This window comes from Streptomyces sp. P17 (assembly GCF_032436805.1).
Lineage (GTDB): Bacteria > Actinomycetota > Actinomycetes > Streptomycetales > Streptomycetaceae > Streptomyces.
The window spans coordinates 61,325-86,787 of sequence record NZ_JAVRBF010000018.1 but is presented as its reverse complement, the minus strand read 5'-3'; the positions used below and the strand labels follow the sequence as shown (position 1 = coordinate 86,787).

At 70.5% G+C, this 25,463-nt stretch carries 24 protein-coding genes and 1 pseudogene; 12 read left to right on the top strand and 13 right to left on the bottom strand.

The window, feature by feature from the left end; translation table 11 throughout:
- Window positions 1-384 carry a cold-shock protein gene (locus RMT89_RS14330; protein ID WP_315884124.1) on the top strand — a complete coding sequence of 128 codons (384 nt, stop codon included), beginning with the start codon at window positions 1-3 and terminating at the stop codon, window positions 382-384.
- Between the two features lie 9 nt (window positions 385-393).
- On the opposite strand, the gene RMT89_RS14325 is transcribed toward RMT89_RS14330, so the two are convergent.
- The 4 genes from RMT89_RS14325 to RMT89_RS14310 are packed head-to-tail and all read right to left on the bottom strand — an operon-like array spanning window position 394 to window position 3,844.
- A complete protein-coding gene (locus tag RMT89_RS14325; RefSeq protein WP_315884123.1) occupies window positions 394-1,233 on the bottom strand; it encodes a 1,4-dihydroxy-6-naphthoate synthase in 840 nt (279 codons plus the stop codon).
- Window positions 1,230-1,901 (bottom strand): futalosine hydrolase, encoded by a 672-nt coding sequence (locus RMT89_RS14320; RefSeq protein WP_315884122.1) that lies wholly within the window; start codon window positions 1,899-1,901, stop codon window positions 1,230-1,232. Before RMT89_RS14320 ends, RMT89_RS14325 begins: the two co-directional genes overlap by 4 nt.
- Window positions 1,871-2,359 carry a DUF2771 domain-containing protein gene (locus RMT89_RS14315; protein WP_315884121.1) on the bottom strand — a complete coding sequence of 163 codons (489 nt, stop codon included), beginning with the start codon at window positions 2,357-2,359 and terminating at the stop codon, window positions 1,871-1,873. The genes RMT89_RS14320 and RMT89_RS14315 overlap by 31 nt, the downstream gene beginning before the upstream one ends.
- A gap of 60 nt (window positions 2,360-2,419) precedes the next feature.
- Window positions 2,420-3,844 (bottom strand): MFS transporter, encoded by a 1,425-nt coding sequence (locus tag RMT89_RS14310; RefSeq protein ID WP_315884120.1) that lies wholly within the window; start codon window positions 3,842-3,844, stop codon window positions 2,420-2,422.
- A gap of 273 nt (window positions 3,845-4,117) precedes the next feature.
- On the opposite strand from RMT89_RS14310, the gene RMT89_RS14305 reads away from it, so the two are divergent.
- The 4 genes from RMT89_RS14305 (at window position 4,118) to RMT89_RS14290 (ending at window position 10,747) form a co-directional block, all read left to right on the top strand.
- Window positions 4,118-5,044, top strand: a complete 927-nt coding sequence (locus tag RMT89_RS14305) for a DUF3027 domain-containing protein (RefSeq protein ID WP_315884119.1) — start codon at window positions 4,118-4,120, stop codon at window positions 5,042-5,044.
- A gap of 453 nt (window positions 5,045-5,497) precedes the next feature.
- Complete coding sequence (locus RMT89_RS14300; protein WP_315884118.1) at window positions 5,498-8,602, top strand: sacsin N-terminal ATP-binding-like domain-containing protein; 3,105 nt, start codon at window positions 5,498-5,500, stop codon at window positions 8,600-8,602.
- A 176-nt stretch (window positions 8,603-8,778) separates the two neighbouring features.
- Window positions 8,779-9,690 carry a hypothetical protein gene (locus RMT89_RS14295; RefSeq protein WP_315884117.1) on the top strand — a complete coding sequence of 304 codons (912 nt, stop codon included), beginning with the start codon at window positions 8,779-8,781 and terminating at the stop codon, window positions 9,688-9,690.
- Window positions 9,691-9,838: 148 nt separating this feature from the next.
- Window positions 9,839-10,747 carry a hypothetical protein gene (locus tag RMT89_RS14290; RefSeq protein ID WP_315884116.1) on the top strand — a complete coding sequence of 303 codons (909 nt, stop codon included), beginning with the start codon at window positions 9,839-9,841 and terminating at the stop codon, window positions 10,745-10,747.
- A 6-nt stretch (window positions 10,748-10,753) separates the two neighbouring features.
- Here RMT89_RS14290 and RMT89_RS14285 read toward each other — a convergent pair whose 3' ends face one another.
- Both RMT89_RS14285 and RMT89_RS14280 read right to left on the bottom strand, forming a co-directional pair.
- Window positions 10,754-13,147 carry a cation-translocating P-type ATPase gene (locus tag RMT89_RS14285; RefSeq protein ID WP_315884115.1) on the bottom strand — a complete coding sequence of 798 codons (2,394 nt, stop codon included), beginning with the start codon at window positions 13,145-13,147 and terminating at the stop codon, window positions 10,754-10,756.
- Between the two features lie 110 nt (window positions 13,148-13,257).
- Complete coding sequence (locus tag RMT89_RS14280) at window positions 13,258-13,512, bottom strand: DUF2530 domain-containing protein (protein WP_315884114.1); 255 nt, start codon at window positions 13,510-13,512, stop codon at window positions 13,258-13,260.
- 143 nt (window positions 13,513-13,655) lie between these two features.
- On the opposite strand from RMT89_RS14280, the gene RMT89_RS14275 reads away from it, so the two are divergent.
- The gene (locus tag RMT89_RS14275; RefSeq protein ID WP_315884113.1) at window positions 13,656-15,107 is read left to right on the top strand and encodes an NCS2 family permease; all 1,452 of its coding nucleotides are present in this window, start codon (window positions 13,656-13,658) and stop codon (window positions 15,105-15,107) included.
- On the opposite strand, the gene RMT89_RS14270 is transcribed toward RMT89_RS14275, so the two are convergent.
- On the bottom strand, window positions 15,100-15,282 hold the full coding sequence (locus tag RMT89_RS14270) for a ribbon-helix-helix protein, CopG family (RefSeq protein ID WP_315884112.1): 183 nt from the start codon (window positions 15,280-15,282) through the stop codon (window positions 15,100-15,102). The genes RMT89_RS14275 and RMT89_RS14270 overlap by 8 nt on opposite strands.
- Before the next feature lie 154 nt (window positions 15,283-15,436).
- On the opposite strand from RMT89_RS14270, the gene RMT89_RS14265 reads away from it, so the two are divergent.
- A complete protein-coding gene (locus RMT89_RS14265; protein ID WP_315884111.1) occupies window positions 15,437-15,874 on the top strand; it encodes a MarR family transcriptional regulator in 438 nt (145 codons plus the stop codon).
- A gap of 24 nt (window positions 15,875-15,898) precedes the next feature.
- A complete protein-coding gene (locus RMT89_RS14260; protein ID WP_399498120.1) occupies window positions 15,899-17,239 on the top strand; it encodes an MFS transporter in 1,341 nt (446 codons plus the stop codon).
- A gap of 14 nt (window positions 17,240-17,253) precedes the next feature.
- Here RMT89_RS14260 and RMT89_RS14255 read toward each other — a convergent pair.
- A pseudogene (locus tag RMT89_RS14255) lies at window positions 17,254-17,840 on the bottom strand (Uma2 family endonuclease).
- A 104-nt stretch (window positions 17,841-17,944) separates the two neighbouring features.
- On the opposite strand from RMT89_RS14255, the gene thpR reads away from it, so the two are divergent.
- The gene (gene thpR, locus RMT89_RS14250) at window positions 17,945-18,517 is read left to right on the top strand and encodes an RNA 2',3'-cyclic phosphodiesterase (RefSeq protein ID WP_315884109.1); all 573 of its coding nucleotides are present in this window, start codon (window positions 17,945-17,947) and stop codon (window positions 18,515-18,517) included.
- A gap of 140 nt (window positions 18,518-18,657) precedes the next feature.
- Here the strand turns inward: thpR and RMT89_RS14245 are convergent, their stop codons facing one another.
- The 4 genes from RMT89_RS14245 to RMT89_RS14230 form a co-directional block, all read right to left on the bottom strand.
- Entirely contained in the window at window positions 18,658-19,647 is a 990-nt protein-coding gene (locus RMT89_RS14245; protein WP_315884108.1) for an aldo/keto reductase, read from the bottom strand.
- A gap of 44 nt (window positions 19,648-19,691) precedes the next feature.
- Window positions 19,692-20,312: a maltokinase N-terminal cap-like domain-containing protein gene (locus tag RMT89_RS14240; RefSeq protein WP_315884107.1), complete on the bottom strand. Its 621-nt coding sequence runs from the start codon at window positions 20,310-20,312 to the stop codon at window positions 19,692-19,694.
- A 14-nt stretch (window positions 20,313-20,326) separates the two neighbouring features.
- A complete protein-coding gene (locus RMT89_RS14235; RefSeq protein WP_315884106.1) occupies window positions 20,327-20,914 on the bottom strand; it encodes a Uma2 family endonuclease in 588 nt (195 codons plus the stop codon).
- A gap of 85 nt (window positions 20,915-20,999) precedes the next feature.
- Window positions 21,000-21,674, bottom strand: coding sequence for an SGNH/GDSL hydrolase family protein (locus RMT89_RS14230; protein ID WP_315884105.1), 675 nt, complete (start codon window positions 21,672-21,674; stop codon window positions 21,000-21,002).
- Between the two features lie 90 nt (window positions 21,675-21,764).
- Between RMT89_RS14230 and RMT89_RS14225 the strand changes: the two genes are divergently transcribed.
- The gene (locus tag RMT89_RS14225; RefSeq protein WP_315884104.1) at window positions 21,765-22,742 is read left to right on the top strand and encodes a WD40 repeat domain-containing protein; all 978 of its coding nucleotides are present in this window, start codon (window positions 21,765-21,767) and stop codon (window positions 22,740-22,742) included.
- Between the two features lie 9 nt (window positions 22,743-22,751).
- Here the strand turns inward: RMT89_RS14225 and RMT89_RS14220 are convergent, their stop codons facing one another.
- Window positions 22,752-23,519 (bottom strand): TetR/AcrR family transcriptional regulator, encoded by a 768-nt coding sequence (locus RMT89_RS14220; RefSeq protein WP_315884103.1) that lies wholly within the window; start codon window positions 23,517-23,519, stop codon window positions 22,752-22,754.
- An 89-nt stretch (window positions 23,520-23,608) separates the two neighbouring features.
- Between RMT89_RS14220 and RMT89_RS14215 the strand changes: the two genes are divergently transcribed.
- Window positions 23,609-24,571, top strand: a complete 963-nt coding sequence (locus tag RMT89_RS14215) for an ATP-binding cassette domain-containing protein (RefSeq protein ID WP_315884102.1) — start codon at window positions 23,609-23,611, stop codon at window positions 24,569-24,571.
- Window positions 24,568-25,389 carry an ABC transporter permease gene (locus RMT89_RS14210; protein ID WP_315884101.1) on the top strand — a complete coding sequence of 274 codons (822 nt, stop codon included), beginning with the start codon at window positions 24,568-24,570 and terminating at the stop codon, window positions 25,387-25,389. The genes RMT89_RS14215 and RMT89_RS14210 overlap by 4 nt, the downstream gene beginning before the upstream one ends.
- Window positions 25,390-25,463: the final 74 nt, after the last annotated feature.

Genomic DNA, 25,463 nt, shown 5'->3' with positions numbered 1-25,463 from the left:
GTGCCTACCGGCAAGGTCAAGTGGTTCAATAGCGAGAAGGGCTTCGGCTTTCTCTCCCGCGACGACGGCGGTGACGTCTTCGTCCATTCCTCGGTCCTCCCCGCCGGAGTCGAGACGCTCAAGCCGGGCCAGCGAGTGGAGTTCGGGGTCGTCGCGGGACAGCGCGGCGACCAGGCCCTGTCCGTCACGATTCTCGACCCGACCCCCTCGGTCGCGGCGGCCACGCGCAAGAAGCCGGACGAGCTGGCTTCCATCGTCCAGGATTTGACGACCCTCCTTGAGAACATCACGCCGATGCTGGAGAGGGGCCGCTATCCCGACAAGGCCGCCGGCAAGAAGATCGCGGGTCTGCTGCGGGCGGTCGCCGACCAGCTCGACGTATAGCCGTCGCTTTTACGGGAATTCCAGCGCGTCCGGGCCGAGGGGCGGCAACAGCCCCTCGGCCGCCGCGCGTGTCAGCAGACCGCGCACCGCGGCGTAGCCGTCCTCGCCGAGGCCCGCGGTGAACTCGTTGACGTACAGCCCGATGTGCTGGTCGGCGACGGCCGGGTCCATCTCCTGGGCGTGCTCCATGACATACGGCCGGGACACCTCGGGGTCGTCCCAGGCGGCCAGCACCGAGGCGCGGATCGACGCGGCGAGGCGGGTCAGCCGCTCGGCGCCCAGGGAGCGCTTGGCGATGATCGCGCCGAGCGGGATCGGCAGCCCGGTGGTGTGCTCCCAGTGCTCGCCCATGTCCGCGAGCTTGTGCAGCCCGTAGTTCTGGTACGTGAACCGGGCCTCGTGGATGACGAGTCCCGCGTCGACCTTCCCGTCCCGCACGGCCGGCATGATCTCGTGGAACGGCAGCACCACGATCTCCCCGACCCCGCCCGGAAGCGTGTCCGCGGCCCACAGGCGGAACAGCAGATAGGCCGTCGACCGCTCGCTGGGCACCGCGACCGTACGGCCGGTGAGGTCCACCCCGGCCTCCCGGGTCAGCACCAGCGGACCGCAGCCCCGGCCCAGCGCGCCCCCGCAGGGCAGCAGCGCGTACTCGTCGAGGACGTACGGCAGCACCGCGTACGACACCTTCAGCACTTCCAACTCACCGCGCTCGGCCATGCCGTTGGTGAGGTCGATGTCCGCGAACGTCACGTCCAGCTCGGGCGCGCCGGGGATCCGGCCGTGTGCGAGGGCGTCGAAGACGAAGGTGTCGTTCGGGCAGGGGGAGTACGCGATCTGCAGCCTCATACCGACTTCCAACTCTGCAGGACGGGTGTGAGCTTCCCGAAGCCGACCGTCAGGGCGTCGAGTGCCTCGCCGATGCGCCAGGACGCGCGGTCGCGCGGGCCCACGGCATTGGACACGGCCCGGATCTCCAGCACGGGCACACCGTGCGCGGCGGCCGCCTCGGCGACCCCGAAGCCCTCCATGGCCTCGGCGAGGGCCGTCGGGTGGCGCTCGCGCAGCGCGGTGGCGCGGACGGCGGTGCCGGTCACGGTGGAGACGGTGAGCACGGCGCCGGTGAGGGCGCCGGTGGCGGTCGCGGTCTCCCGTACGAGTGCATCGGGCGGACGGTGGGTGACGGTGCCGAAGCCGAGCTCGGTGACCGCCAGGAAGCCGTCGGGTGTCTCGGCGCCCAGGTCGGCGGCGGTGATCTCGTCGGCGACGACGAGGGAGCCGAGGGGGGCGTGCGGCGCGAAACCGCCGGCGATCCCGGCGGAGATCACCAGGTCGTACGGGGCTCTCGCGAGGGCCGTGGCGGTGCCCGCCGCGGCGCGGGCCGGGCCCACGCCGACGGCGAGCACCTCGCCCGGGAACGCCCGAGCCACCGCGTCCCGCTCGGCGGGGACCGCGGTGGCCACGAGGACGCGTACGGCGGGCGTGGTCAGTCGTCCTTCTTCAGCTTGAAGGACCACAGGCCGGTGACCGTCTGGCTCTGCTTCTTGCCGTCCCCGGCCTTGATGGAGACGAGGGTGGAGTCGCCCTGCGCGCCGTACTGGGCGTTGAAGAACACGCTGCCCGGGATCGTGCGGTACGTCTTGTCGGAGTCCTCGGTGAGCGGCTGACCGTTCATCAGGATCGTCCAGCGCTTGTCGGCGACCTCGGGGTCGACACCGAAGCGGACGGTCTCGTCAGGATCCACGGTGATCGACTTGATGCCGGTGTCCTTCAGGCACTTCGTCACGTCCGGGGTCTTCAGCGCGTCACCCTCGCCACCGCAGGTGGCCTCCTCACTGACCGAGGACGAACCGACGGTGATCGTGGCCATCGGCGTGGGCTTGTCGCAGGCCGACAGAACGAGCAGTCCGGCGGATACGGCGCCGGCGGCGGCGAGCGCGCGGCGGCGTCGCACAGCGGATTGCAGCAGGGTCATGGGCGAAGGCTATCGGGAGCGTCCTGCGGTCTCTTTACCTGGGGTGCGGCGTGCCGTGCGTTACGCCACCCTCGTCCGCGGCGGGCGGCCGTGCCGGGCCGAGACGATCAGGCCGTGGACCGTGGTCAGCCAGCCCGCGGCGACGATCGTGGCGCCCACCGTCATGCCCAGGGTGCCGTTCAGGGGCAGCACGATGCCGATCGCGCCGCCGAGCACCCAGGACATCTGCAGCAGCGTCTCGGAGCGGGCGAAGGCGGAGGTGCGCACCAGCTCCGGAACGTCCCGTTGGATCAGCGCGTCCAGGGACAGCTTGGCCAGCGCCTGCGAGAACCCGGCGACCGCCGCGAGACAGGCCACCAGGGCGGCGCTGAAGAAGGCCGCGGCGGTGATCGCCGCGGTCAGCACAACGGCCACGACGGTCACGATGATGATCTCCGGGGCGCGCGATCTCAGCCACGCCCCGACCGCCGTACCGCAGGCGTTGCCCACCCCGGCCGAGACGGCCACTATCCCCAGCGACACCGCGGCGCTCTGGCCGGCCAGCGGATGCTCGCGCAGCAGGAAGGCCAGGAAGAAGATCAGGAAGCCGGACAGACAGCGCAGGGCGGCGTTGGCGCCGAGCGCGTGGGTGACGGCGATGCCGACCGTGCGCAGCCCGGGGCGCTTCACCGGCTTCAGGTGCGGTCCGTGCAGATGCTGCTCGTCCGCCGCCAGCAGCGCGGTGTCCTCGCCCTTGGCCGAGTCGACCTTCGGAGGCAGCGTGAACGACAGGAACGCCCCCACCATGAAGAGCACGAAGGCGCCGTAGAGCGGCCAGCGGGGGCCGATCGCCTGGAGCCCGGCGCCGATCGGCGCGGCCACGCCGGTGGCCAGCAGCCCGCCGAGGGTGACCCGTGAGTTCGCCTTCACCAGGGAGAAGCGGGGTGGCAGCAGCCGGGGCACGACCGCGCTTCTGACCACGCCGTACGCCTTCGACGACACCAGCACGCCGAGGGCCGCCGGGTACAGCTCGACACCGCCGGTGATCACCGCACCGGACAGCACCAGCGCGAGCAGGGCCCGGGCGAGCATCGCGCCCGCCATCGCCGCCCGGCGGCCGTGCGGGACGCGGTCGAGGAGGGGGCCGATCACGGGCGCGAGAAGCGTGAACGGCGCCATGGTGATACCGAGGTACAGCGCGACCCGGCCACGGGCCTCGTCGGTCGGGACGGAGAAGAAGACGGTGGAGGCGAGGGCGACGGTGATCATCATGTCCCCGGCGCCGTTCACCCCGTGCAGTTCGATCAGCTTGCCGAGGCCGGACTCACCGGCGCCCTGCGCGTGGGTCGCCTTGCGGATGCCGCGGGCGGTACCGGTGACCGGAAAGTGCAGGGCACGTCCGACGGAGCGGACGGCACCGCCAAGTCGGCCCGAACCGCCGCTTCTGCTGCGGCCCCTGTCCCCACCGACCCCGGTGGCTCCTTGAGGCGTCCGCGCGGCTGCCACGACGTCATAGTGCCCCGAGACGGGCGTACGTAGTGCGGTTACCGCGCGTATGGCGGCGGCTTTGTCAGCGGTTTACGACCGTCGGTGTAGGCCGAGCGCCGGTGAGCAGGTAGCGTGCGTATCTCGGCCATCCCGCAGAATGGATGGTGACAGGTGCGCCCGAGTGCGAGGGGGCGACGACGTCGACGCGGTCCTTCGGTCCGCTCCGTCCGCCCGCCCCGCCGCCTTCAGGCAGCCGCACCCGAGAGACGGCGTAGGAGAGAAGCGATACCTGTGAGCGCAGCGACAACGCGAAGCCGCACCCCCGACCGCCTGTGCGCCGAGGCGACCGACCTCGCCCGCACCGCCGCCGAGGAGGCAGCCGCGCCCGGCGTCGTCGGGGAGCACGTGGGTCTTGTCTCCGAGGGCGACCGCGTTGTCACGCACTTCTTCGAGTGCAAGGAGCTCGGCTACCGCGGCTGGCGCTGGGCCGTGACCGTGGCGCGGGCCTCCCGCGCGAAGATCGTGACGCTGGACGAGGTCGTCCTGCTGCCCGGCCCGGACGCGTTGCTGGCGCCCGAGTGGGTGCCGTGGAGCGAGCGGCTGCGCCCCGGCGACATGGGTCCCGGCGACCTGCTCCCGACGGACGCCGAGGACCTGCGCCTGGAGCCCGGCTACACCGGCGAGGACGAGCCGGTGCCGAGCTCCCCGGTCTCGCACGAGATGGCCGAGCTGGTCGAGGCCGAGGACGCCGAGGTGACCGCCGGCACCCCCGCGCATCTGCCGGTCGCCCCCCTGCGGGGCTCGATCGCCGCCGTCGCCGAGGAACTGGGCATGCGCCGGGCCCGGGTCCTGTCCCGCTACGGCCTCCATATCGCCGCCGACCGCTGGGAGGAGGCGTTCGGCGCCAAGACCCCGATGGCGCAGGCGGCTCCCGCCTCCTGTGTCAGCTGCGGCTTCCTGATGCGTCTTGGCGGCTCCCTGGGCCAGGCCTTCGGCGTCTGCGCCAACGAGTTCTCCCCGGCCGACGGCCGGGTCGTCTCCCTGACCTACGGCTGTGGTGGCCACTCCGAGGCGGCCGTCATGCCCAAGCCCCCACAGCCGGCCCCACCGGTGATCGACGAGACGACGGTCGACCCCTTCCCCCTGCGCCCGGCGTCGGACTCGGGCTCGGTACCGGCGGTGTCGGACGAGGACGCGGCGGATCTCGGTCACTCCTAGGGGGTGTTTTGAAAGTCCTGTGCGGTGCCCGCGGTGTTCGGTGCGTGCCCTCGGCGTGCCGGACGAAGGCCCTCGTACTGGACGTACTTGGGTCTTTGGCCGGTGCGGCGAGGGTGCGTGCCGGGCGCCGTGGGTGCTGTGCGGGACTTTCAAAACACACCCCCTAGGGCCTGTCCGGCGGAGCATGCCGGCGTCGCGGGGTCTGGTGCGCACTTTCCCAGAGGGGGGACCCCCTGCCGCGTTGTCGTCACTCGCCGGCGCTCCGCGTCGACTCCCTCCTCCGCCTTGCGGCTGCACGCACCAGACCCCGCTCGGTTCGGGCCGGGCAGCACCGTTCCTTGCAGCCGACCTGATCCGCCGGACAGGCCCTAGCCCTCGGTAAGCCCCTGGCCCGGGGTTAGCGGGGCCCCACCTCGCGGTACCTTCATCGTCACGCCGATGAGTGGAGTGAACGTGAGCAAGTTCGTGCGGCCGGCCGTCGAGGGAGCGGATCCGTTCGGGACCGCCCGGCTGCGACGCGGGGTACTGGACGCCTGGGCCACCAGCCCCGCCCGGTTCCGGGAGGACGCCAACGCCGAGGAGGACCTCGTCCTCGGCGGATACCGCGACCGGCTCGTCGTGGAGCTCGCTCAGAACGCCGCCGACGCCGCCGCACGCGCGGGCGTGCCAGGACGGCTCCGGCTCACCCTGCGCGACGGCGTCCTCGTCGCCGCGAACACCGGCGCCCCGCTGGACGCGGCCGGCGTCGAGTCGCTCTCCACGCTCCGGGCGTCCGCCAAACGGGACACTCCCTCCATCGGCCGCTTCGGCGTCGGTTTCGCCGCCGTCCTGTCCGTCACCGACGAGCCCGCCGTGGTCGGCCGGCACGGCGGGGTGCGCTGGTCGCTCGCGGAGGCCCGTGAACTCGCCGCCGACACCGCCCGGCACAGTCCGGGTCTGGGGGACGAGATCCGCCGCCGCGACGGTCATGTGCCCCTCCTCCGGCTCCCCTTCGCCGCCGAGGGCACCGCCCCCGGCCCCTACGACACCGCCGTCATCCTGCCGCTGCGCGACACGGCCGCCGCCGACCTCGCCGAGCGCCTCCTGCACGCCGTCGACGACGCCCTCCTGCTCGCCCTGCCGGGGCTCACCGAGGTCGTCATCGAGACGGACACCGTACGGACGATCAGCCGCCGCACCGACGGCGTCTTCACCGTCGTAGAGGATTCGCGGGACGGCATCACCCACTGGCGTACGGCTGTCGCGCACGGGCCGCTCACGGCGGAGCTGCTCGCCGACCGGCCCGTGGAGGAGCGGCTGCGCCCCCACTGGTCCGTCACCTGGGCCGTGCCCGCCGAAGCGGACGGCTCCCCGGCACGGCCGCGCACCAGCCCCGTCGTGCACGCCCCGACGCCGAGCGACGAGCCGCTCGGGGTGCCCGCGCTGCTCATCGCCTCCTTCCCGCTGGACACCACCCGGCGGCACGCCGCCCCCGGCCCGCTGACCGACTTCCTCGTCGAGCGCGCCGCCGACGCCTACGCCGAGCTGCTCGCCGAGTGGCGGCCGGTGACCGCGGGGATCATCGACCTCGTGCCCGGGCCGCTCGGCAAGGGCGAGCTGGACGGCGCACTGCGGGCGGCGATCCTGGAACGGCTGCCCCGGACCTCTTTCCTGCCCCCCGCCCTCGAAGCCACCGACGATCTTCCCGAGGCCCTGCGGCCCCGGGAGGCCGAGGTCGTCGAGGGCGCGGGATCGGACACCGTGCGTGTCCTCGCCGAAGTGCTGCCCACTCTGCTGCCCGCCGGGCTCGAACGGCGGGTGGAGCTGCGGACGTTGGGCGTGGCCCGGGTTCCGCTGACCGATGCCGTGGACCGGCTGGCCGGTCTGGAGAAGGAGCCGGGCTGGTGGCGGCGGCTGTACGACAGCCTCGCCGGCGTCGACCCCGACCGGCTCTCCGGGCTTCCCGTACCGCTGGCCGACGGGCGGACCACCATCGGGCCCCGGCAGGTGCTCCTGCCCAGTCCCGAGGGCGCCCCCGTCGACCCCGAGGTCCTCGCCCGGCTCGGTCTGAAGGTGGCCCACCCGGCCGCCGCCCACCCGCTGCTGGAGAAGCTCGGCGCGCTGCCCGCCACCGCGCGGGCCGTGCTCACCACCCCGCAGGTGCGCGCCGCTGTCGCCGCCTCCCTGGACGACGAGGGCGGTCTCGACTGGGAGCAGGGGGCCCCCGACGCCGAGGAACTGGCCGACACCGTCCTGGCGTTGGTGCGGGACGCCGACCTCGAACCCGGTGACGAGCCCTGGCTCGGCGCCCTCGCCCTGCCGGACGAGGAAGGGGAACTGGCGCCCGCGGGCGAGCTGGTGCTGCCCGGCAGCCCCTTCCACCAGGTCATGCGTGAGGGCGAACTCGCCGCCGTGGACGCCGAACTGGCCGGCAAGTGGGGCGAGCAGCCCCTCGCCGCCTGCGGAGTGCTCGCCGGCTTCGCGCTCGTCCGGGCCACGGACGTCGTCCTCGACCCCGATGAACTGGAGCCCCGGGAAGGGGACTTCGCCGAGCCGGACGACGCCGGGCTGCTGGACGCCGTGGATGTGTGGAGCGAGGACATCCTCGACCGCTTCCCGGACACCCCGGTGCCGCCCGTCGCCACGGAACTGGTCGCCGTACGCGATCTGGACCTGGTCGACGACGACAAGTGGCCCCAGGCCCTCGCCCTCCTCGCCCAGCCGCCGCTCAGGGACGCCCTCACCCAGCAGGTGCGGATCCTGCTGCCCGACGGCACGCACGAGGTCGTACGGCCCTACACCGCCTGGTGGTTGCGCGGGCACCCCGTGCTCGACGGCCGCCGCCCCGCGGGGCTGCTCGCCTCCGGTGGCGACCCGCTGCTGCGCGGCCTGTACGACGAGGCCGACGCGACCGGGTTCGACGACGAGCAGGTGTTGCGGGCCCTGGGCGTACGGACGTCGGTCGCGGCCCTGCTCGACGAGCCGGGCGGCGCCGCCGAGCTGCTGGACCGGCTCGCCGACCCCGAACGGAACGTGACCGGCGCCCAACTGCACGCCCTCTACAGCGCCTTGGCGGACCTCGACCCCGAGCAGGTGACCCTGCCGGACGAGCTGCGGGCCGTGATCGACGGCCGGGTGGAGGTGGCGGACGCGGCCGACGCCGTGGTCGTCGACTCGCCCGACCTGCTGCCCTTCACCGAGGGCGTCCCGCTGCTGCCGGTACGGCCGTCGCGGGCCGCGGAGCTGGCCGAGCTGTTCCAGGTGCGGCGCCTCAGCGAGTCCGTCACCGGCGAGGTCGACTCCGAGGGCACCGAGCACGACGTACCGGAATCCGTGCGGGTGCTGCTGGGGCCGCGGACCCCGTCCTCCTACGTCGAGCACGAGGAACTCGTCGTGGACGGCGTGGAGATCGACTGGCGGCTCACCGACGACGGCGTGCTGCACGCGTCCACGCTGGAGGGCGTTGCCGCGGGTCTGGCCTGGGCGGCCGGGCAGTGGCCGCGCCGGTTCGAGGTGGCGGCGCTGCTGGAGGACCCGTCGCGGACGCAGGAGCTGGCGCGGGACCGCTGGTTCGACTGAGCCGCTCACACGGTCCCAAAAATATCCGCACAGAATTTTCGTACGACGTACAACCATTCACATGCGTCACGAATCTGATCATGCGAGCCAACAGGCTCCACGATCACTTGGGCCCCGACCGACGACGAGCCGTAGGGAACGACCATCGTCGGGGCCCCTCTCCAACTGGGGAACACATGCGTATTCGCGCCACCGTGGCCGCCGTCTCCGGCGCCCTGGCCCTGTCCGCCGTTGCCGCGCCTCTCGCGCAGGCCGACGACTCGCGGGTGCCCGCCCAGCTCAGCGCCGCGAGCGAGGCCGCCCACGCGGCCACCGGCAAGTCGGCCTTCGCCGCGGCCGAGGGGGGCCTTCCCTACGCCCTCGACGCCACCTTCTCGAACGTCAAGGTCAACAACGGCAGCAACATCAAGGTCGGCACCACCAACGTGGTGAACGTGCCGGTCTCCTTCACCCTCACCCACGGCGCGGACGTCGACATCCAGGCCTCCGACTTCTTCGCGGGTGTCGAGCTCTACCGCGGCGACTCGTTCGACAACTCCATCTGGTCGTTCGACAGCAACGACGCCACCTGCACGGACACCTCGGCCACCGCCGCGTCCTGCAAGGCCACCGTCACCATCGACCCGCTCGCGCTGCTGAACGAGGACGCGGGCGCCTGGAAGGCCGCCGCCTTCGCGGTCGCCTTCAACGGTGAGGACCCGGAGAACCCGAACCTGGACAACGTCGGTGTCGCGGTGCAGGACAAGACCAACTCCTTCAACCTCCAGCGCTACTCCAAGCTGACGGTCAACGCCTCGCCGGAGCCGGTGAAGAAGGGCAAGACCATCACGGTCACCGGCAAGCTGACCCGCGCCAGCTGGGACTCCAACACGTACGTGGGCATGCCCAGCGGCCAGAGCGTGGTGCTGCAGTTCCGCAAGAAGGGCACCACGACGTACTCCAACGTCAAGGGCATCAAGACCACCACGGGCGGCGCGCTGAAGACCACGGTCACGGCGTCCACCGACGGTTACTACCGCTTCACCTACGCGGGCATCACGTCCACCGCGCCGGTCTCGGCCGCGGGTGACTTCATCGACGTCCAGTAAGCAGCCCGGCAGTACGCAGTCGCCCGGTCCCGGAAGCCATCCGCGGCCGGGCGTCGGCGTTTTGGGGCCGTCGGGCAACCGAACGGCCCGCGCGCCCCTCTGATCATGTGGAGCATCCAGGCTCCCTTCACGACCATTTGGGGAACGCATGCGTATTCGCGCCACTGTGGCCGCCGTCTCCGGCGCCCTGGCCCTGTCCGCCTTCGCCGTGCCGGCCGCGCAGGCCGACGACTCCGCCTCCGCCTACCGTGCCGACGTCGCGAAGATCCGCGACGCCGCCGCCAAGAGCGCCTACGGCACCCGCGCCGACGCCCCGTACGACATGGACGTCACCTTCTCCAACTTCAAGATCGCCAAGACGGTCAAGGCCGGCACGACCGCCCAGGTCTCGACGACGGTCACCTACACGATGACCCACGCCGCCGACATCGACATCAAGGCCGAGGACTTCCAGACCGGCCCGTACATCTACAAGGGCGCCTTCGCGACCCCGGACAACATGCTGTTCGGCAACAAGGCCGCCACCTGCACCTCGACCTCGGCCACCACCGCCGACTGCACCGGCAAGATCGACATCTACCCGGGCGACGGCGAGCTGCTGAACTCCGACGCCGGCACCTGGAAGGGCGCGGCCCTCGCGCTCGCGCAGAACGGCCAGGACCCGCTCGGCGAGAACTACGACATCACCAAGGTCGGTTACGCCGACCAGGGCGACCTCGGCAGCACGGTGGTCCAGCGCGCCTCCAAGCTCACGGTCGACGCCGCGCCGGAGCCGGTGAAGAAGGGCAAGCCCATCACGGTCACCGGCAAGCTGACCCGCGCCAACTGGGAGACCGAGAAGTACGTGGGCCTCCCGGCGGGCCAGAAGGTGGTGCTCCAGTTCCGCAAGGCGGGCACGACCGCCTACACGAACGTCAAGGGCGTCCAGACCGCCACGGGCGGTGCGCTGAAGACGACGGTCACGGCCTCCGAGGACGGCTACTACCGCTTCACGTACGCGGGCATCACGAGCACGGCGCCGGTCAGCGCCAAGGGCGACGCCATCGACGTGCAGTAGGACTCCTTACGCCGGGAAACGGCGGTCGACCCACTTCCACAGGAACTCCAGGGCGGCCGCCGCACCCACCGAAATCCCCACCGCGATCCAGGGCATGGTCTCGCCGACCAGCCGCAGCGCGAAGAACTCCTGCAGCCAGGGCACGACCAGCACCAGGACGAAGCCGAGGCCCATCGACGCGACCAGGGCCACCCGCCACCAGGTGTACGGCCGCGCGATGATCGCCAGCACCCACATCGAGATCAGGAACAGCGTGAGCGTCGCCGCGCTGGTCTCCGCGTCCAACGCCCCCTCGCCCGAGTAGTAGTGACGGGCGATCAGGTACGTCAGGAAGGTCGCGACCGCGGCCACCACGCCACCCGGGATCGAGTACCGCATCACCCGCCGCACGAAGTGCGGTTTCGCCCGTTCCTTGTTGGGCGCGAGGGCGAGGAAGAACGCCGGGACGCCGATGGTCAGGGTGGACAGCAGGGTCAAGTGCCGTGGCAGGAACGGGTATTCCACCTGCCAGCACACCACCATCACGGCCAGCAGTACCGAGTACACCGTCTTCACCAGGAACAGCGTCGCGACCCGGGTGATGTTCCCGATGACCCGCCGCCCCTCGGCGACCACCGAGGGAAGCGTGGCGAAGCTGTTGTTGAGCAGCACGATCTGCGCCACCGCGCGGGTGGCCTCCGAACCCGAGCCCATCGCGACGCCGATGTCGGCGTCCTTCAGGGCCAGGACGTCGTTCACGCCGTCGCCGGTCATGGCGACGTTGTGCCCGTGGGACTGGAGGGCGCCGACCATGTCCCGCTTCTGCTGCGGGGTGACGCGCCCGAACATCGTGGCCTCGTCGAGGGCGGCGGCCATGCCGTCCTTGTCGCGCGGCAGCGTGCGTGCGTCGACGGTCGTTCCCATCAGCCCGAGCTTGTTCGCGACCGCGCCCACCGAGACCGCGTTGTCGCCGGAGATGACCTTGGCGCTGACGTTCTGCTCGGCGAAGTAGCGCAGGGTGTCGGCGGCGTCGGGCCGCAGCCGCTGTTCCAGGACGACGAGTGCGGCGGGCTTGGCACCGTCGGCCACGCCGGGATCGTCGAGGTCGCGGCCGGCCCGGGCGAGCAGCAGGACGCGCAGGCCCTGCTTGTTGAGCGCCTCGGTCTCCGCGAGGGCCGGGTCACCGGCGGGCAGGAGCACATCAGGCGCCCCCAGCAGCCACGTACTGGACTCGCCGCCCCCCTCGCTGAAGGTGGCGCCGCTGTACTTGCGGGCGGAGGAGAAGGGGAGGGACTCGGTGCAGCGCCAGTCCTCGGCGTCGGGGTAGGCGTCGATGATGGCCTGGAGGGAGGCGTTGGGGCGGGGGTCGGACTCGCCGAGGGCGCCGAGCACGGTGCGGACGTAACCCTCGTCGCGGCCGCCCAGCGGTCTGAGCTCGGTGACGTCCATGCCGCCCTCGGTGAGGGTGCCGGTCTTGTCGAGGCAGACGGTGTCGACGCGGGCGAGGCCCTCGATGGCCGGGAGTTCCTGAACCAGGCACTGTTTTCGGCCAAGCCGGATGACGCCGATGGCGAAGGCGACGGAGGTGAGCAGGACCAGGCCCTCGGGGACCATGGGGACGATGCCGCCGACGGTCCGGGCGATCGAGTCGTCGAGGTCCTTGTTCTTCACGAAGAGCTGGGTGGCGATCAGACCGAGCGCGGCCGGGATCATCATCCAGGTCACGTACTTGAGGATCGTGGAGATGCCGGAGCGCAGCTCGGAGTGGACCAGGGTGAAGCGGGAGGCCTCCTCGGCGAGCTGGGCGGCGTAGGCCTCGCGGCCCACCTTGGTGGCCTGGAAGGCGCCGCCGCCCGCGACCACGAAGCTGCCGGACAGGACCTGGTCCCCGGGCCGTTTGACGACCGGGTCCGCCTCGCCGGTGAGCAGGGACTCGTCGATCTCCAGGCCGTCGGCCTCGACGCACACCCCGTCGACGACGGCCTTGTCACCGGGCCCGATCTCGATCAGGTCGTCCAGCACGATCTCGGCGGTGGTCACCTCGGCGGCGACCCCGTCGCGCCGGACGGTGGGCCGGGCCTCCCCGATGACGGCGAGGGAGTCCAGGGTCTTCTTCGCGCGCCACTCCTGGACGATGCCGATACCGGTGTTGGCGAGGATGACGAAGCCGAACAGGCTGTCCTGGATCGGCGCGACGAACAGCGTGATCAGCCAGAGCACGCCGATGATCGCGTTGAACCGGGTGAAGACATTGGCCCGGACGATATCGACGGTGGAGCGGCTGCTGCGCACCGGTATGTCGTTGACCTGCCCCCGCGCGACCCGCTCGGCCACTTCGGCGGCGGTCAGTCCGCCCGTACCCACCGGGGCGGGCAGGGGATGGCCGGGATCGACTTCGGTGCCCGCGTCGATGTGCGTCATGCATTCGACGGTACGTGCGGATTTACGGCTTCACCCGCCGAGTGCGCGGAAGATCCGACCTGGGGAGGACGGGCAACGGGGCGAAATGGTGCCGTGGTTGTAGGCCGCGCCTACTGCTGTGCGGACGCGGACCGCTTGATCGCGGCGTCCCGCTTGCGGACGTACCAGATGCCGATCAGACCGAGCCCGCCGCCGGCCAGGCAGGTCCACAGCCACCACAGGTGCCCGCGGTCGTCGAACCAGCCGTAGAAGGGGAGCTGGATCAGGAAGAGGACGAACCAGAGGATCGTGCCGCCCGTGATGGTGGCGACGACGGGGCCCTCCAGGGGCTCCGGCGCCTCGTGCTGGGGTGTCCACTTCGCCATGGGCACAGCTTACGAGGCGATCGGATAGCGGCTCACCGCGATCAGGTCCACACGCGGTCTACGCGCGGAGATAGCGATCAATCCATCATATGTTCATACTGAAACCGTTTGTCTCTGACCACTTCTGTTCGTAGGAAACGCCAATGCCCACCTCGGCCCCCGCCAAGGTTCCCGCCCCCGAGCAGCCGGGCGGCGCGCCCGCGTACGGTGCGCTCGACCGCTTCTTCAAGATCTCGGAGCGGGGCAGCACGCTCGCGCGTGAGGTCCGCGGTGGCTTCGCCACCTTCTTCGCGATGGCGTACATCATCGTGCTGAACCCGATCATCCTCGGCAGCGCGAAGGACATGTACGGCAATCAGCTCGACAACGGTCAGCTGGTCACCGCCACCGCCCTGACGGCCGCCTTCACCACGCTCCTCATGGGCGTCATCGGCAATGTGCCGATCGCGCTGGCCGCCGGACTCGGCGTGAACTCGGTCGTCGCGCTCCAGCTCGCGCCCCGGATGTCCTGGCCGGACGCCATGGGCATGGTCGTCCTGGCCGGCTTCGTCGTGATGCTGCTGGTCGCCACGGGTCTGCGCGAGCGCGTGATGAACGCCGTTCCCTTCGGACTGCGCAAGGCCATCTCGATCGGTATCGGCCTGTTCATCATGCTGATCGGGCTCGTCGACTCCGGGTTCGTCTCCCGCATCCCGGACGCCGCCCAGACCACCGTCCCGCTCCAGCTCGGCGGCGGCGGTCATCTCAACGGCTGGCCGGTGCTCGTCTTCATCCTGGGCGCGCTGCTGACGCTGGCCCTCATCGTGCGCAAGGTCTCCGGCGCCATCCTGATCTCGATCGTCACCATGACGGTCCTCGCGGTGATCATCAACGCGGTCGCGGACATCCCCTCCTGGGGCCTGACCACCCCGAAGTGGCCGGGCAACCCGCTCGCCTCCCCCGACTTCGGTCTGGTCGGCGAGGTCAGCCTGTTCGGCGGGTTCGAGAAGGTCGGCATGCTGACCGGCGTCCTGTTCGTCTTCACGGTCCTGCTGTCGTGCTTCTTCGACGCCATGGGCACGATCATGGGCGTCTCCGACGAGGCCAAGCTGACCGACGCCCAGGGGCAGATGCCCGGCATCAACAAGGTCCTCTTCGTCGACGGCCTCGCGGTCGCCGCGGGCGGTGCCAGCTCCTCCTCGGCCACCACCGCCTTCGTGGAGTCCACGGCCGGCGTCGGCGAGGGCGCCCGCACCGGCTTCGCGAACATCGTCACCGGCGGGCTCTTCACCGTCGCGCTCTTCCTGACGCCGGTCGCCACCATGGTCCCGTCCCAGGCGGCCACCCCGGCGCTGCTCGCGGTCGGCTTCCTGATCCTCGCGAACTCCGTCAAGGAGATCGACTGGGCCGACTACACGATCGCGATCCCGGCGTTCGTGACGATGGTGATGATGCCGTTCACCTACTCGATCACCAACGGCATCGGCATGGGCTTCATCACCTTCGTGGTGCTGCGGCTGGCGGCCGGGCGGGGCAAGGAGATCCCCGCCGCGATGTATGTCGTGGCCACGGTGTTCGGCTTCTACTACCTGATGCCGGCGCTGGGCCTCACGTAAGGCCGTAGAACTTCTCTGTCTCTTCCACGGCGGTCTGGAACCGCTCGTCGAAGTCGTCCCGAATGAGCGCCCGGACCACGTAGTCCTGGACGCTCATTCCTCTTTTCGCCGCGTGGTGCCGGAGCCGTTCGAGCAGCTCCCCGTCTATCCGCAGGCTGAGCACGCTGGTCCCCATGCCTACGAGGGTCACCTCAGGTGGCCGGACCGCGTGTCACTTTCCGGATTCGGCTCACTCATATGGGTGACGGCGGGGTTCAGTGGCCGGGGTCACGGGCATTTGTGCGTGTCAGGGTGGTCTTTAGTCAGGGTAATGAGGTAACCTAAAGAACATGTCGGACCTTACCCACGGCGACGATGCTGCCGCCGTGAACTCCCTGCGCTCCGCTGTCATGCGGCTGTCCCGCCGGCTCAAGCACCAGCGGGTCGACGAGTCGCTGAGCCCGACCGAGATGTCGGTGCTCGGCACCCTCTCCAACTGCGGCCAGGCCACCCCGGGCGAGCTCGCCCGCAAGGAGCATGTCCAGCCGCCGTCGATGACCCGCATCGTCGCGTTGCTGGAGGCCAAGGGGCTGGTCCGGCTTGAGCCGCACCCCGAGGACCGGCGCCAGAAGGTCGTCACGAGGACCGAGCAGGCCGAGGCGATGCTCGAAGAGAGCCGCCGTAAGCGCAACGCCTTCCTGGCCACCCTGGTCGACGGCCTCGACGAGGACGAGTGGGCGAAACTCCGCGCCGCCGCCCCCGTACTGGAGAAGCTCGCACACCTGTAAGCGCGTCGAAGGAGGCGAAGCCTTTTGAGTACGGGATCCGGAGCACCCTCCGCCCCCGCACCGACCACCCCTACCAAGTCTTCCAAGTCCTCGATGTTCAGCTCGCTGGGCGTCCGGAACTACCGCCTGTTCTTCATCGGACAGGTCGTCTCCAACACCGGCACCTGGATGCAGCGCATCGCCCAGGACTGGCTGGTCCTCAGCCTCACCGGCTCCGCGACCGCCGTCGGCATCACGACGGCTCTGCAGTTCCTGCCGATGCTGCTCTTCGGCCTCTACGGCGGTGTCCTCGTCGACCGGCTGCCCAAGCGGCCCACGCTGCTCGTCACGCAGTCCGCCATGGCCGTGACCGGCCTCGCGCTCGCCTTTTTGACGCTGAGCGGACATGTCGAGGTCTGGCACGTCTACCTCGCCGCCTGGGCCGTGGGTCTCGCGACGGTCGTCGACAACCCGGCCCGGCAGACCTTCGTCACCGAGATGGTCGGCCCCGACCAGCTCCAGAACGCGGTCAGTCTCAACTCGGCGAACTTCCAGTCCGCGCGGCTCGTCGGCCCGGCGGTGGCCGGCCTGATGATCACCGGCGTGGGCACGGGATGGGCCTTCCTTTTCAACGGCCTGTCCTTCGTCGCGCCCATCGCCGGGCTGCTGCTGATGCGCGCCCGCGACCTGCACGTCGTCGAGCGGGCGCCGCGCGGCAAGGGTCAGCTGCGGGAGGGCCTGCAGTACGTCGCCGGGCGCCCGGAGCTGATCTGGACCATCGTCCTGGTCGGGTTCGTCAGCACCTTCGGCTTCAACTTCCCCGTCTACCTCTCCGCCTTCGCCGACGACGTCTTCCACGCGGGGGCCGGCTCCTACAGCCTGTTCAACACCCTGATGGCGGTGGGCTCCCTGTCGGGCGCCCTGCTCGCCGCCCGCCGCGGCACCGCCCGGCTCAGGGTGCTGGTCGCGGGCGCGGTGGCCTTCGGCGCGCTGGAGATCGCGGCCGCGATCGCGCCCTCGCTGTGGCTGTTCGCGCTGCTCATGGTCCCGATCGGGATGTTCGGCATGACGGTCAACGTCACCGCCAACAGCAGCGTCCAGCTGAGCACCGACCCGGCCATGCGCGGCCGGGTGATGGCCCTGTACATGATGGTGTTCATGGGCGGCGCGCCGCTGGGAGCGCCGATCGCCGGCTGGATCACCGACGCGTACGGCGTCCGCGCGGGCCTGGCCGCCGGCGGCGCCATCGCCGCGGCCGCGGCGGTCGTGATCGGCCTGGTCCTGGCCCGAGTCGGCAATCTACGGCTGACGGTGGGCTGGAACGGCGGACATCCGGTGGTCCGCTTCGTGCCGAGGGAGCGGGAGCAGCTGGCGACGGTGGCGTAGGAGGGGCGTCCAGGTCAGTCGCGGGGGAACTCGTCGCTCTTCAGGACGAGGCCGACCGCGGTCTCGGCCAGGTCGATCTCTTCACCGAAGGAGAAGCTGACCGCGCTGTGGTACTTGCCGTCCTGGGGCAGGGCGTGCAGGTGCCACTCCGCGGTGTAGGGATCCACGATCAGGTACACCGGTACTTCTGCGAGGGCGTAGGCGGTCTTCTTGGTGCCGTAGTCGTTGGAAGCCGTGTCCTTGGAGATGACCTCGGCGATGAACTCGACGTCCTCGTAATGCCAGCGGCCCTTGTCGTCCACCTGCGCGTCCTCGGCGATCAGGGTGACGTCGGTGGCGAAACCGTTGAGCCGGCCGGGAAGTCGATGCGGACGTCGGACATCAGACACTGCTTGGGGTGCCGACTGCGCAGCTGGTCGAGGATGTCGAAGATGATTTGCCAGTGAGTGCGGCGCCGCGGTGACATGAAGATGTGCCCCCCGACGATCTCGGTCCTGTATCCCTCGGGGACGGGCATCTTCTCCAGCCACTCGAACATCATGTCGAGCGTGAGTTCGCCGCTGCTCTCGGCCATCTCGATCCTGTCGTCAAGGACGGTCATCGTGGCGCTCCTGCCCGGCTGCCGCTCGGTCACGGCCAAACGCGCAGTACAACGATACGCACGGTGACCGGGTCACTCGCGGGTGCGGCGGTGAGACTGGACGTATGAGACTCTTCGCCGCGCTGCTCCTGCCGGAGGATGTTTCCCGTGAACTGGCCGCTGAGGTCGACCAGTTGAAGACGCTGCCGGGGTCGGACGCGCTGCGCTGGACCGGCCGCCCCGGGTGGCACTTCACGCTTGCCTTCTACGGCGAGGTCGACGACGACGTCGTACCGGATCTGTCTCTTCGGCTGGAGCGCGCGGCGCACCGCAGTGAGCCCTTCCGGCTGACCCTGCGCGGGGGCGGGCAGTTCGGGCACGGCCGGGCGCTGTGGGTCGGGGCGGACGGGGATGTGCCGAGCATGCGGCTGCTGGCCGACCGGGCGGAGGCGGCGGGGCGGAAGGCGGGGGTGCCGATGGGGGACCACCGGCGGTACAAAGCGCATCTGACGGTGGCGCGGAGCCGGGACGCGGTGGATGTACGGGACTGTCTGGCGTCGCTGGACGCCTTCACCGGGCGCGCCTGGACCGTGGGGGAGCTGGCGCTGGTGCGCAGTGACCTGCCGAGGTCCGGGGTGCCGGGGGAGCAGCCGCGGTACGAGGCGGTCGCCCGTTGGGCGCTCGGGGCGGGCGGTTAGGCTCGGGGTGTGGACCCGAAAACCCGGAACCGGATCATGGCCGGTGTGCTTGTGCTGATGTTCGTCGTGGTCGTGTTGGCGGCAGCAGTGGGCCAGTAGCGGAGGCGCCCTGACCAGGGGCGCCCCCGCTGACAGGGGTGCTACCAGGCGAAGGCCTCGGGAGCCGGCCCCGGTCCGGGGAAGATCTCGTCCAAGCCCGTCAGCAGCTCCTCGCTCAGTTCCAGCTCGACCGCCCGCAGCGCGGAGTCGAGCTGCTGCGCGGTGCGCGGGCCGACGATCGGGCCCGTCACACCGGGGCGGGTGAGGAGCCAGGCCAGGGCCGCTTCGCCCGGTTCGACCCCGTGCTTGTCCAACAGGTCCTCGTAGGACTGGAGGCGGGCGCGGGCGGCGGGATCGGCGAGGGTGTCGGCCGCGCGCCCGGAGGCACGCCGTCCGCCCTCCGTCTCCTTCTTGATCACGCCGCCGAGCAGACCGCCGTGCAGCGGCGACCACGGGATGACGCCGAGCCCGTAGTCCTGCGCGGCCGGGATGACCTCCATCTCGGCGCGGCGCTCGTACAGGTTGTACAGGCACTGCTCGCTGACCAGGCCGTACGAGCCGCGGCGGGCGGCGGTCTCATTGGCCTGGGCGATCTTGTAGCCGGGGAAGTTGCTGGAACCGGCGTACAGGATCTTGCCCTGCTGGACGAGGACGTCGATGGCCTGCCAGATCTCCTCGAAGGGGGTGTTCCGGTCGATGTGGTGGAACTGGTAGACGTCGATGTGGTCCGTACCGAGCCGCTTCAGCGAGGCGTCGACGGCCCGGCGGATGTTGAGCGCCGACAGTTTGTCGTGGTTCGGCCAGGCCGCGCCGTCGGCGCCCATGTTGCCGTACACCTTGGTGGCGAGGACGACCTTGTCCCGGCGGTCGCCGCCCTTGGCGAACCAGCTGCCGATGATCGACTCGGTACGGCCCTTGTCCTCGCCCCAGCCGTACACGTTGGCGGTGTCGAAGAAGTTGATGCCCGCGTCCAGCGCCGCGTCCATGATCGCGTGGCTGTCGGCTTCGTCGGTCTGCGGTCCGAAGTTCATGGTGCCGAGGACGAGTCGGCTGACCTTGAGTCCCGTGCGTCCGAGCTGCGTGTACTTCATGACTGACAAGCCAACTGCGTGGAGTGGACTCGAAGCAAGGATCCTCAGCGCAGCTCGGCGAAGAGCGCGCGGACGCGGGTGCCGTCCGGGGCGGTCCAGTGCCCGGAGACATGCCCGACGACGCCCGGGGGCGGGGCGTCGGGGAGGCCGGGGCGGCGATGCAGGCGCAGGGTGGTGCCGTCCTGGGCGGTGATCTCGGTGCCGCTCTTGTCCTCGACGGCGGGGCCTTGCGGACGGAGGCCGCCGGGACCGGTGTAGGAGCGGGCGATCTCGTGGTCCGGGGTGTTGTCGATGGACTGGGCCTGCGCCTGGGCGCGCCCTTCGACAAGGGCGAACAACTCGGCGACCAGCACCGGGTCATGGCAGCCGTCGTAGGCCCAGCGCTTGCCCAGCACCCCGTGCTCCATGGTCCCGACGAGGGCGTGCTCGGCGCCGTCGAGAGGGGCGCCGCGGTAGGTGAGGGGGACGAGGTACGTGACCCCGTCGGCATCGCCCACCACCATGAACTCGATCCCGACCTCACCCTCGGGATCGTCCAGCCGGAAACCGCCGGCCTTGGTCAACTCCGGTGCGCCGTCGCCGGCATACCAGGGGCGGGCGGGCAGCCAGGTGGTGAGCAGGTCGAGCTTGGAGGGCTTGAGGGTGGTGTGATGGATGATCGCCATGCGAACTGATTCTGTCAGTCGCGGGGGAACTTGTCGGTCTTGAGGACGAGGTCTACGACGGTGCCGGTGAGGTCGATGTCGGTGCCGAAGTCCACCGACGTCCTCATGGCGTAGTCGCCGTCCTTGGGGTGGGTGTAGACGAAGCACCGGCCCTGGTAGGGGTCGACGACGAGGTAAAGAGGGACCTCGGCGACCGCGTAGGCAGACTTCTTCGGGCCGTAGTCGTTGGCGCCCGTGCCCTCGGAGATGACCTCGGCGACGAAGTCGACGTCCTGGTAACGCCAGTGGTTCTTGTCGTCCTTCTTCGCCGAGTCCTTGAGTAGGGCGACGTCCGGGCAGAATCCGTTCTCGTGGCCAGGGAAGTCGATGCGGACGTCCGAGAAGACCTTGACGTCCATGCCGAACCTGTCCTCGAGAGCCCGCACGATCCGCCGGATGTTTTCCCAGTGAGTGTCCCGCTGCGGCGTCATGTGAACGTTGCCCCCGACGATCTCGACCTTGTATCCCTCGGGGACGGGCATGCGCTCAAGCCGCTCGAACCACTCGTCCAAGCGCTCGGTGTTGGCGTCGGCCATCGCGATCCTGTCTTGAAGGACGGTCATCGTGGCGCTCCTCCCCGGCCGCCCCACGGACAGATGCAGCCGCGCAGTACAACGATACGCACGGTGACCAGGTCACGTAAGGAACTCAGTCCCCGTACCGCTCCCCCAGACCCCACGCCTGCCACATCGCGTCCGCGAACGCCGCCGCGATCTTCTGCTCGCCGCTGGCGTTCGGGTGGGTGCCGTCATACGTGTCGAAGTTGATGTCGTACGACGGCGGGGGTGAGGTCAGCAGGAGGGACGAGCGGGGCTCGTCCAGGTCGGCCACCGCCTTCGCCAGGAGTTCGTTGAAGAGGGTGACCTGCGCGCCGAAGTCGGGCTCGGACTCCGCCCGGATGTTCGGGATGACCGGCAGGATCGCCATCCGCACCTTCGGCCGGGCCGCCCGTGCCTCGGCCACGAAGGCCCGCACGTTCTCCGCCGTCTGCTGCGCGTTCGTGTAGAAGCCCAGGTCGATCAGGCCCAGGGAGACCAGCAGCACATCCGCCCGGCACGACCGTGCCGCCTCGCCGATCAGCGGCGCCATGTGCAGCCAGCCCTCGCCCCAGCCGGCCAGGTGGGCGCGGGGGAAGTCGGGGTCGGCGTACTCGTACGAGGTGGGGGAGTCCGTGGCCTTGTCGTAGAGCGTCTCTCGGGGGCCCACGAGGGTGAAGGGTCCGCCGTACGTGTCGCGCAGGTGCTGCCACAGTCGGTAGCGCCAGGTGTGTTCGCCCGCGCTTCCGATCGTCTGGGAGTCACCGACGGGCATGAACCTGAGCATCCGCTCATGATGGACGATCAGCGGGGCGGGTGGGGTGTGAGGCCGGACACGCCCCGCCGAACGGCAGGGCGGGATGGCAGTCTTGACGGCATGCGCCGACCGTTCGCCGTCCTCGCCGCCGCCCTCCTCGTGGGCGCGTTCGCCGTGCCCGCCTCCGCCGCCGACGGTGACGACGGCTTCACCATCAAGGACCCGCGCATCACCGAGTCCAGCGGTCTCGCCGCCTCACGTCAGCATCCCGGCATCTACTGGACCCACAACGACAGTGACGACGGCGCCTACCTCTACGCCGTCGACAGCGCCACCGGCGACACCGTCGCCACCCTCACCATGACCGGCGTCGGCGCACCGCGCGACGTCGAGGCGATCTCCGTCGGCCCGGACAACCAGCTCTACGTCGGCGACATCGGCGACAACATGGGCGGCACCTGGCCGTACGTGTGGATCTACCAGCTGCCCGAGCCCAAGGAGCTGCGGGATCAGACGATCAAGGCCACGCAGTACGTCGTGAAGTACGAGGACGGGGCGCGGGACGCGGAGTCGCTCGTCGTGCATCCGAAGACCGGGCGCGTCTACATCGTGGACAAGCAGGACGGGGACGGGCAACTCTACGAGGGTCCGGCCGAGCTCTCCGCCTCCGGCACGAACGTCTTCAAGCCCATCGCCACCGTCGAGAACCTCCAGGCCACCGACGCCACCCTCGCGCCCGACGGCAAGACGCTCGTCGTCCGCAGCTACTTCGGCGCCGCCGCCTTTGACTGGAACGGCGGCGACCTCAAGCGGACCGGCCGTCTGAGCGTGCCGTTCCTCGGCCAGGGCGAGTCCGTCACCTACACCGCCGACGGCTCGAAGCTCATGTACGGCGCCGAAGGGGCGGAGAGTTCGGTGCAGCCGGAGGACGCGCCCGGGGACGCCTCCGGCGAGGGTGGCGGTGGGGACTCCAAGTCGCCGTCCGCCGACGGGGGTTCCGGTGACGGTGAGGGCGGCGACTACAAGGTCGGCGCCCTTGCCGTGGCCGCCGTCATCGCCGCGGTGTTCGGCTTCGGGCGGCTGCTGCGGCGCAGGTGAGCCCCCGGCTCACTCCTCCCGGCGCCGGGCCACGAACACCTCAAGCCCGTCCAGGATCCGCTGCAGCCCGAACTCGAAGTGGTCGAAGTCCGGCCCCCATGTGTCCTCGGCGAGGGAGGAGAGCAGGGGATAGCGGCCGGACGTCAGGACCTTCTCCAGCATCGGCGTCTGCGCCTGCCAGAACTCCGCGTCGGTCAGTCCCGTCCGCCGTTCCGCCTCCCGCTGGTACAGCTGGGTGCGCGCGGCGCCCACGACATAGCCGTCGATCATGATGATCGCCGAGACCGTTTCGGGGTCGCTCAGGCCCATCGGCTTGAGCCGGGCGAGGATCTTCTCCATGCCGTCCAGGGCGCTCGGCCCGAGGAGCGGGCGGGACTGGTTGACCTGGAGCAGCCAGGGGTGGCGGCGGTAGAGGTCGAGGGTCGCGCGGCCCAGGGCCTCCAGCGCCGAGCGCCAGGTGCCGTCGCCCAGATCGGCCGGGTCCTCCGAGGGCCGCTGGACCCGGTCCAGCATCAGGTCGAGCAGCTCGCCCTTGCCGGGGACGTACCGGTACAGCGACATGGTGCCGGTGCCGAGTTCGGCGGCGACCCGGCGCATGGAGACCGCCTCAAGACCCTCGCCGTCCGCCACCCGGACAGCCGCTTCCACGATCTGGTCGATCGTGAGGGTCGGCTTCGGGCCGCGGCTGGGGCGCCTGCCGGTGTCCCAGAGCAGTTCCATGGTGCGGGCGATGTCACCGCTGCCACTGGTCTCCGTACCGCCCTTGCCGCTGGTCATGCCCTTCAGCTTAAGTCCTCCGGAAAAAACTGGGTACGGCGTACGCGCAATCGGGTACGGTGTACTCGGTTACGGAGAAGGGGGACCCCATGAGCGACGGACACGCCGTACGGGCCGAGGCCCTGGAGAAGCGCTACGGCGACAAGCGCGCCCTCGACGGCTTCGACCTGGCCGTCCGCGAGGGCACCGTACACGGACTGCTCGGTCCGAACGGCGCGGGCAAGACCACGGCCGTGCGCATCCTGTCCACGCTGCTGAAGCTGGACGGCGGCCGGGCGACGGTGGCCGGCCTGGACGTCGTCCGGCAGTCGCGCGAGGTGCGCGCCCGGATCGGGCTCACCGGGCAGTACGCCGCGGTGGACGAGGTACTCACCGGCCGGCAGAACCTGGAGATGTTCGGCCGCCTGTTCCACCTCGGCGGCAGGCGGGCCAAGGCGCGCGCCACCGAGCTGCTGGAGCGGTTCGACCTGACCGACGCCGCCGAGAAGGGCGTAGGCAAGTACAGCGGCGGTATGCGGCGCCGCCTGGACCTCGCCGCGTCGATGATCCTCGCCCCGGCGGTGCTCTTCCTGGACGAGCCGACGACCGGGCTGGACCCGCGCAGCCGGGGCGAAGTCTGGGAGTCGGTACGGGCGTTGGTGGCGAGCGGCACGACCGTACTGCTGACCACGCAGTATCTGGAGGAAGCCGACAAGCTGGCCTCCCGCATCACCGTCATCGACCAGGGGAAGGCCATCGCCGACGACACCCCGGACGGGCTGAAGAACCTCGTCGGCGGCGACCGGGTCGAGGTCGTGGTCGCCGAGCGGTCGGAGATCCCGCGCGTGGTCAAGGTCGTCTCCCGGGTCTCGGACGGCGAACCCGAGGCCGACGAGGCAGAGTTGCGGGTGCACGCTCCCGTGACCGACCGGGTGAGCGCGCTCACCGAGGTCGCGCGCACCCTCCAGGACGAGGGCGTGCGGGTCGAGGACATCGGACTGCGCAGGCCGAGCCTCGACGACGTCTTCCTGCGTCTGACCGGACACCGCACCGAGAAGGAGGCAGCGGCATGACCGCCGTAGACCTGAACACGCAGGCTCCGGGCGGCCGTACGTACTGGCTGCTCGCCGACGTGTGGAACATCGTCCGCCGCGGCCTCACCCACTACCAGCGCCAACCGGTCAACATCGCCTGGCAGCTGGGCTTCCCGATCCTCTCCGTCCTGCTGTACGGCTATGTCTTCGGCAGCGCCATGCAGGTGCCCGGGGGCGGGGACTACAAGGACTTCCTGATGCCCGGCATGTTCGTGATGACCATGGCCTTCGGCTTCATCAACACCGCGACCCTCGTGGTCTACGACTCCACCAAGGGCGTCCTCGACCGGTTCCGCTCCATGCCCATGGCCTCCTCCGCGGTGGTCGCCGGACGCGGGGTGACCGATCTCCTCGGCGCCTGCGCCGAGTTGGCGATCATGATGCTGACCGCGGTCGCGATGGGCTGGCGGCCGGACGGCGGGCTCAATTTCCTGGCCGCGTTCGGGCTGCTGCTGTGGCTGCGGTTCTCGCTGATCTGGATCGGCGTGTGGCTCGGTCTCCTGGTCCCCAACCCGGAGGCGGCGGGCGGACTTTTCGCGGTCGCCTTCCCGCTGACGATGATCTCCAGCATCTTCGTCGCACCCCAGCTGATGCCCGACTGGCTGGGCTGGGTCGCGGCCTGGAACCCGATCTCCTCCACGGCCGCGGCGACCCGTGACCTGTTCGGCACCCCGGTCGGCGGCGGCGACTCCTGGGTCGAGGAGCACGCCCTGCTCATGGCGGGCGTGTGGCCCGTCGTCCTGACGGCGATCTTCCTGCCGCTCGCGGTGCGGAGGTTCCAGAAGCTCGGCCGGTGAAAGGCGAGGGCGCCCGGCGGGGTTCGCCGGGCGCCCTCCACAGCCGTACGGAAACCGCTTACAGCTTCTCGATG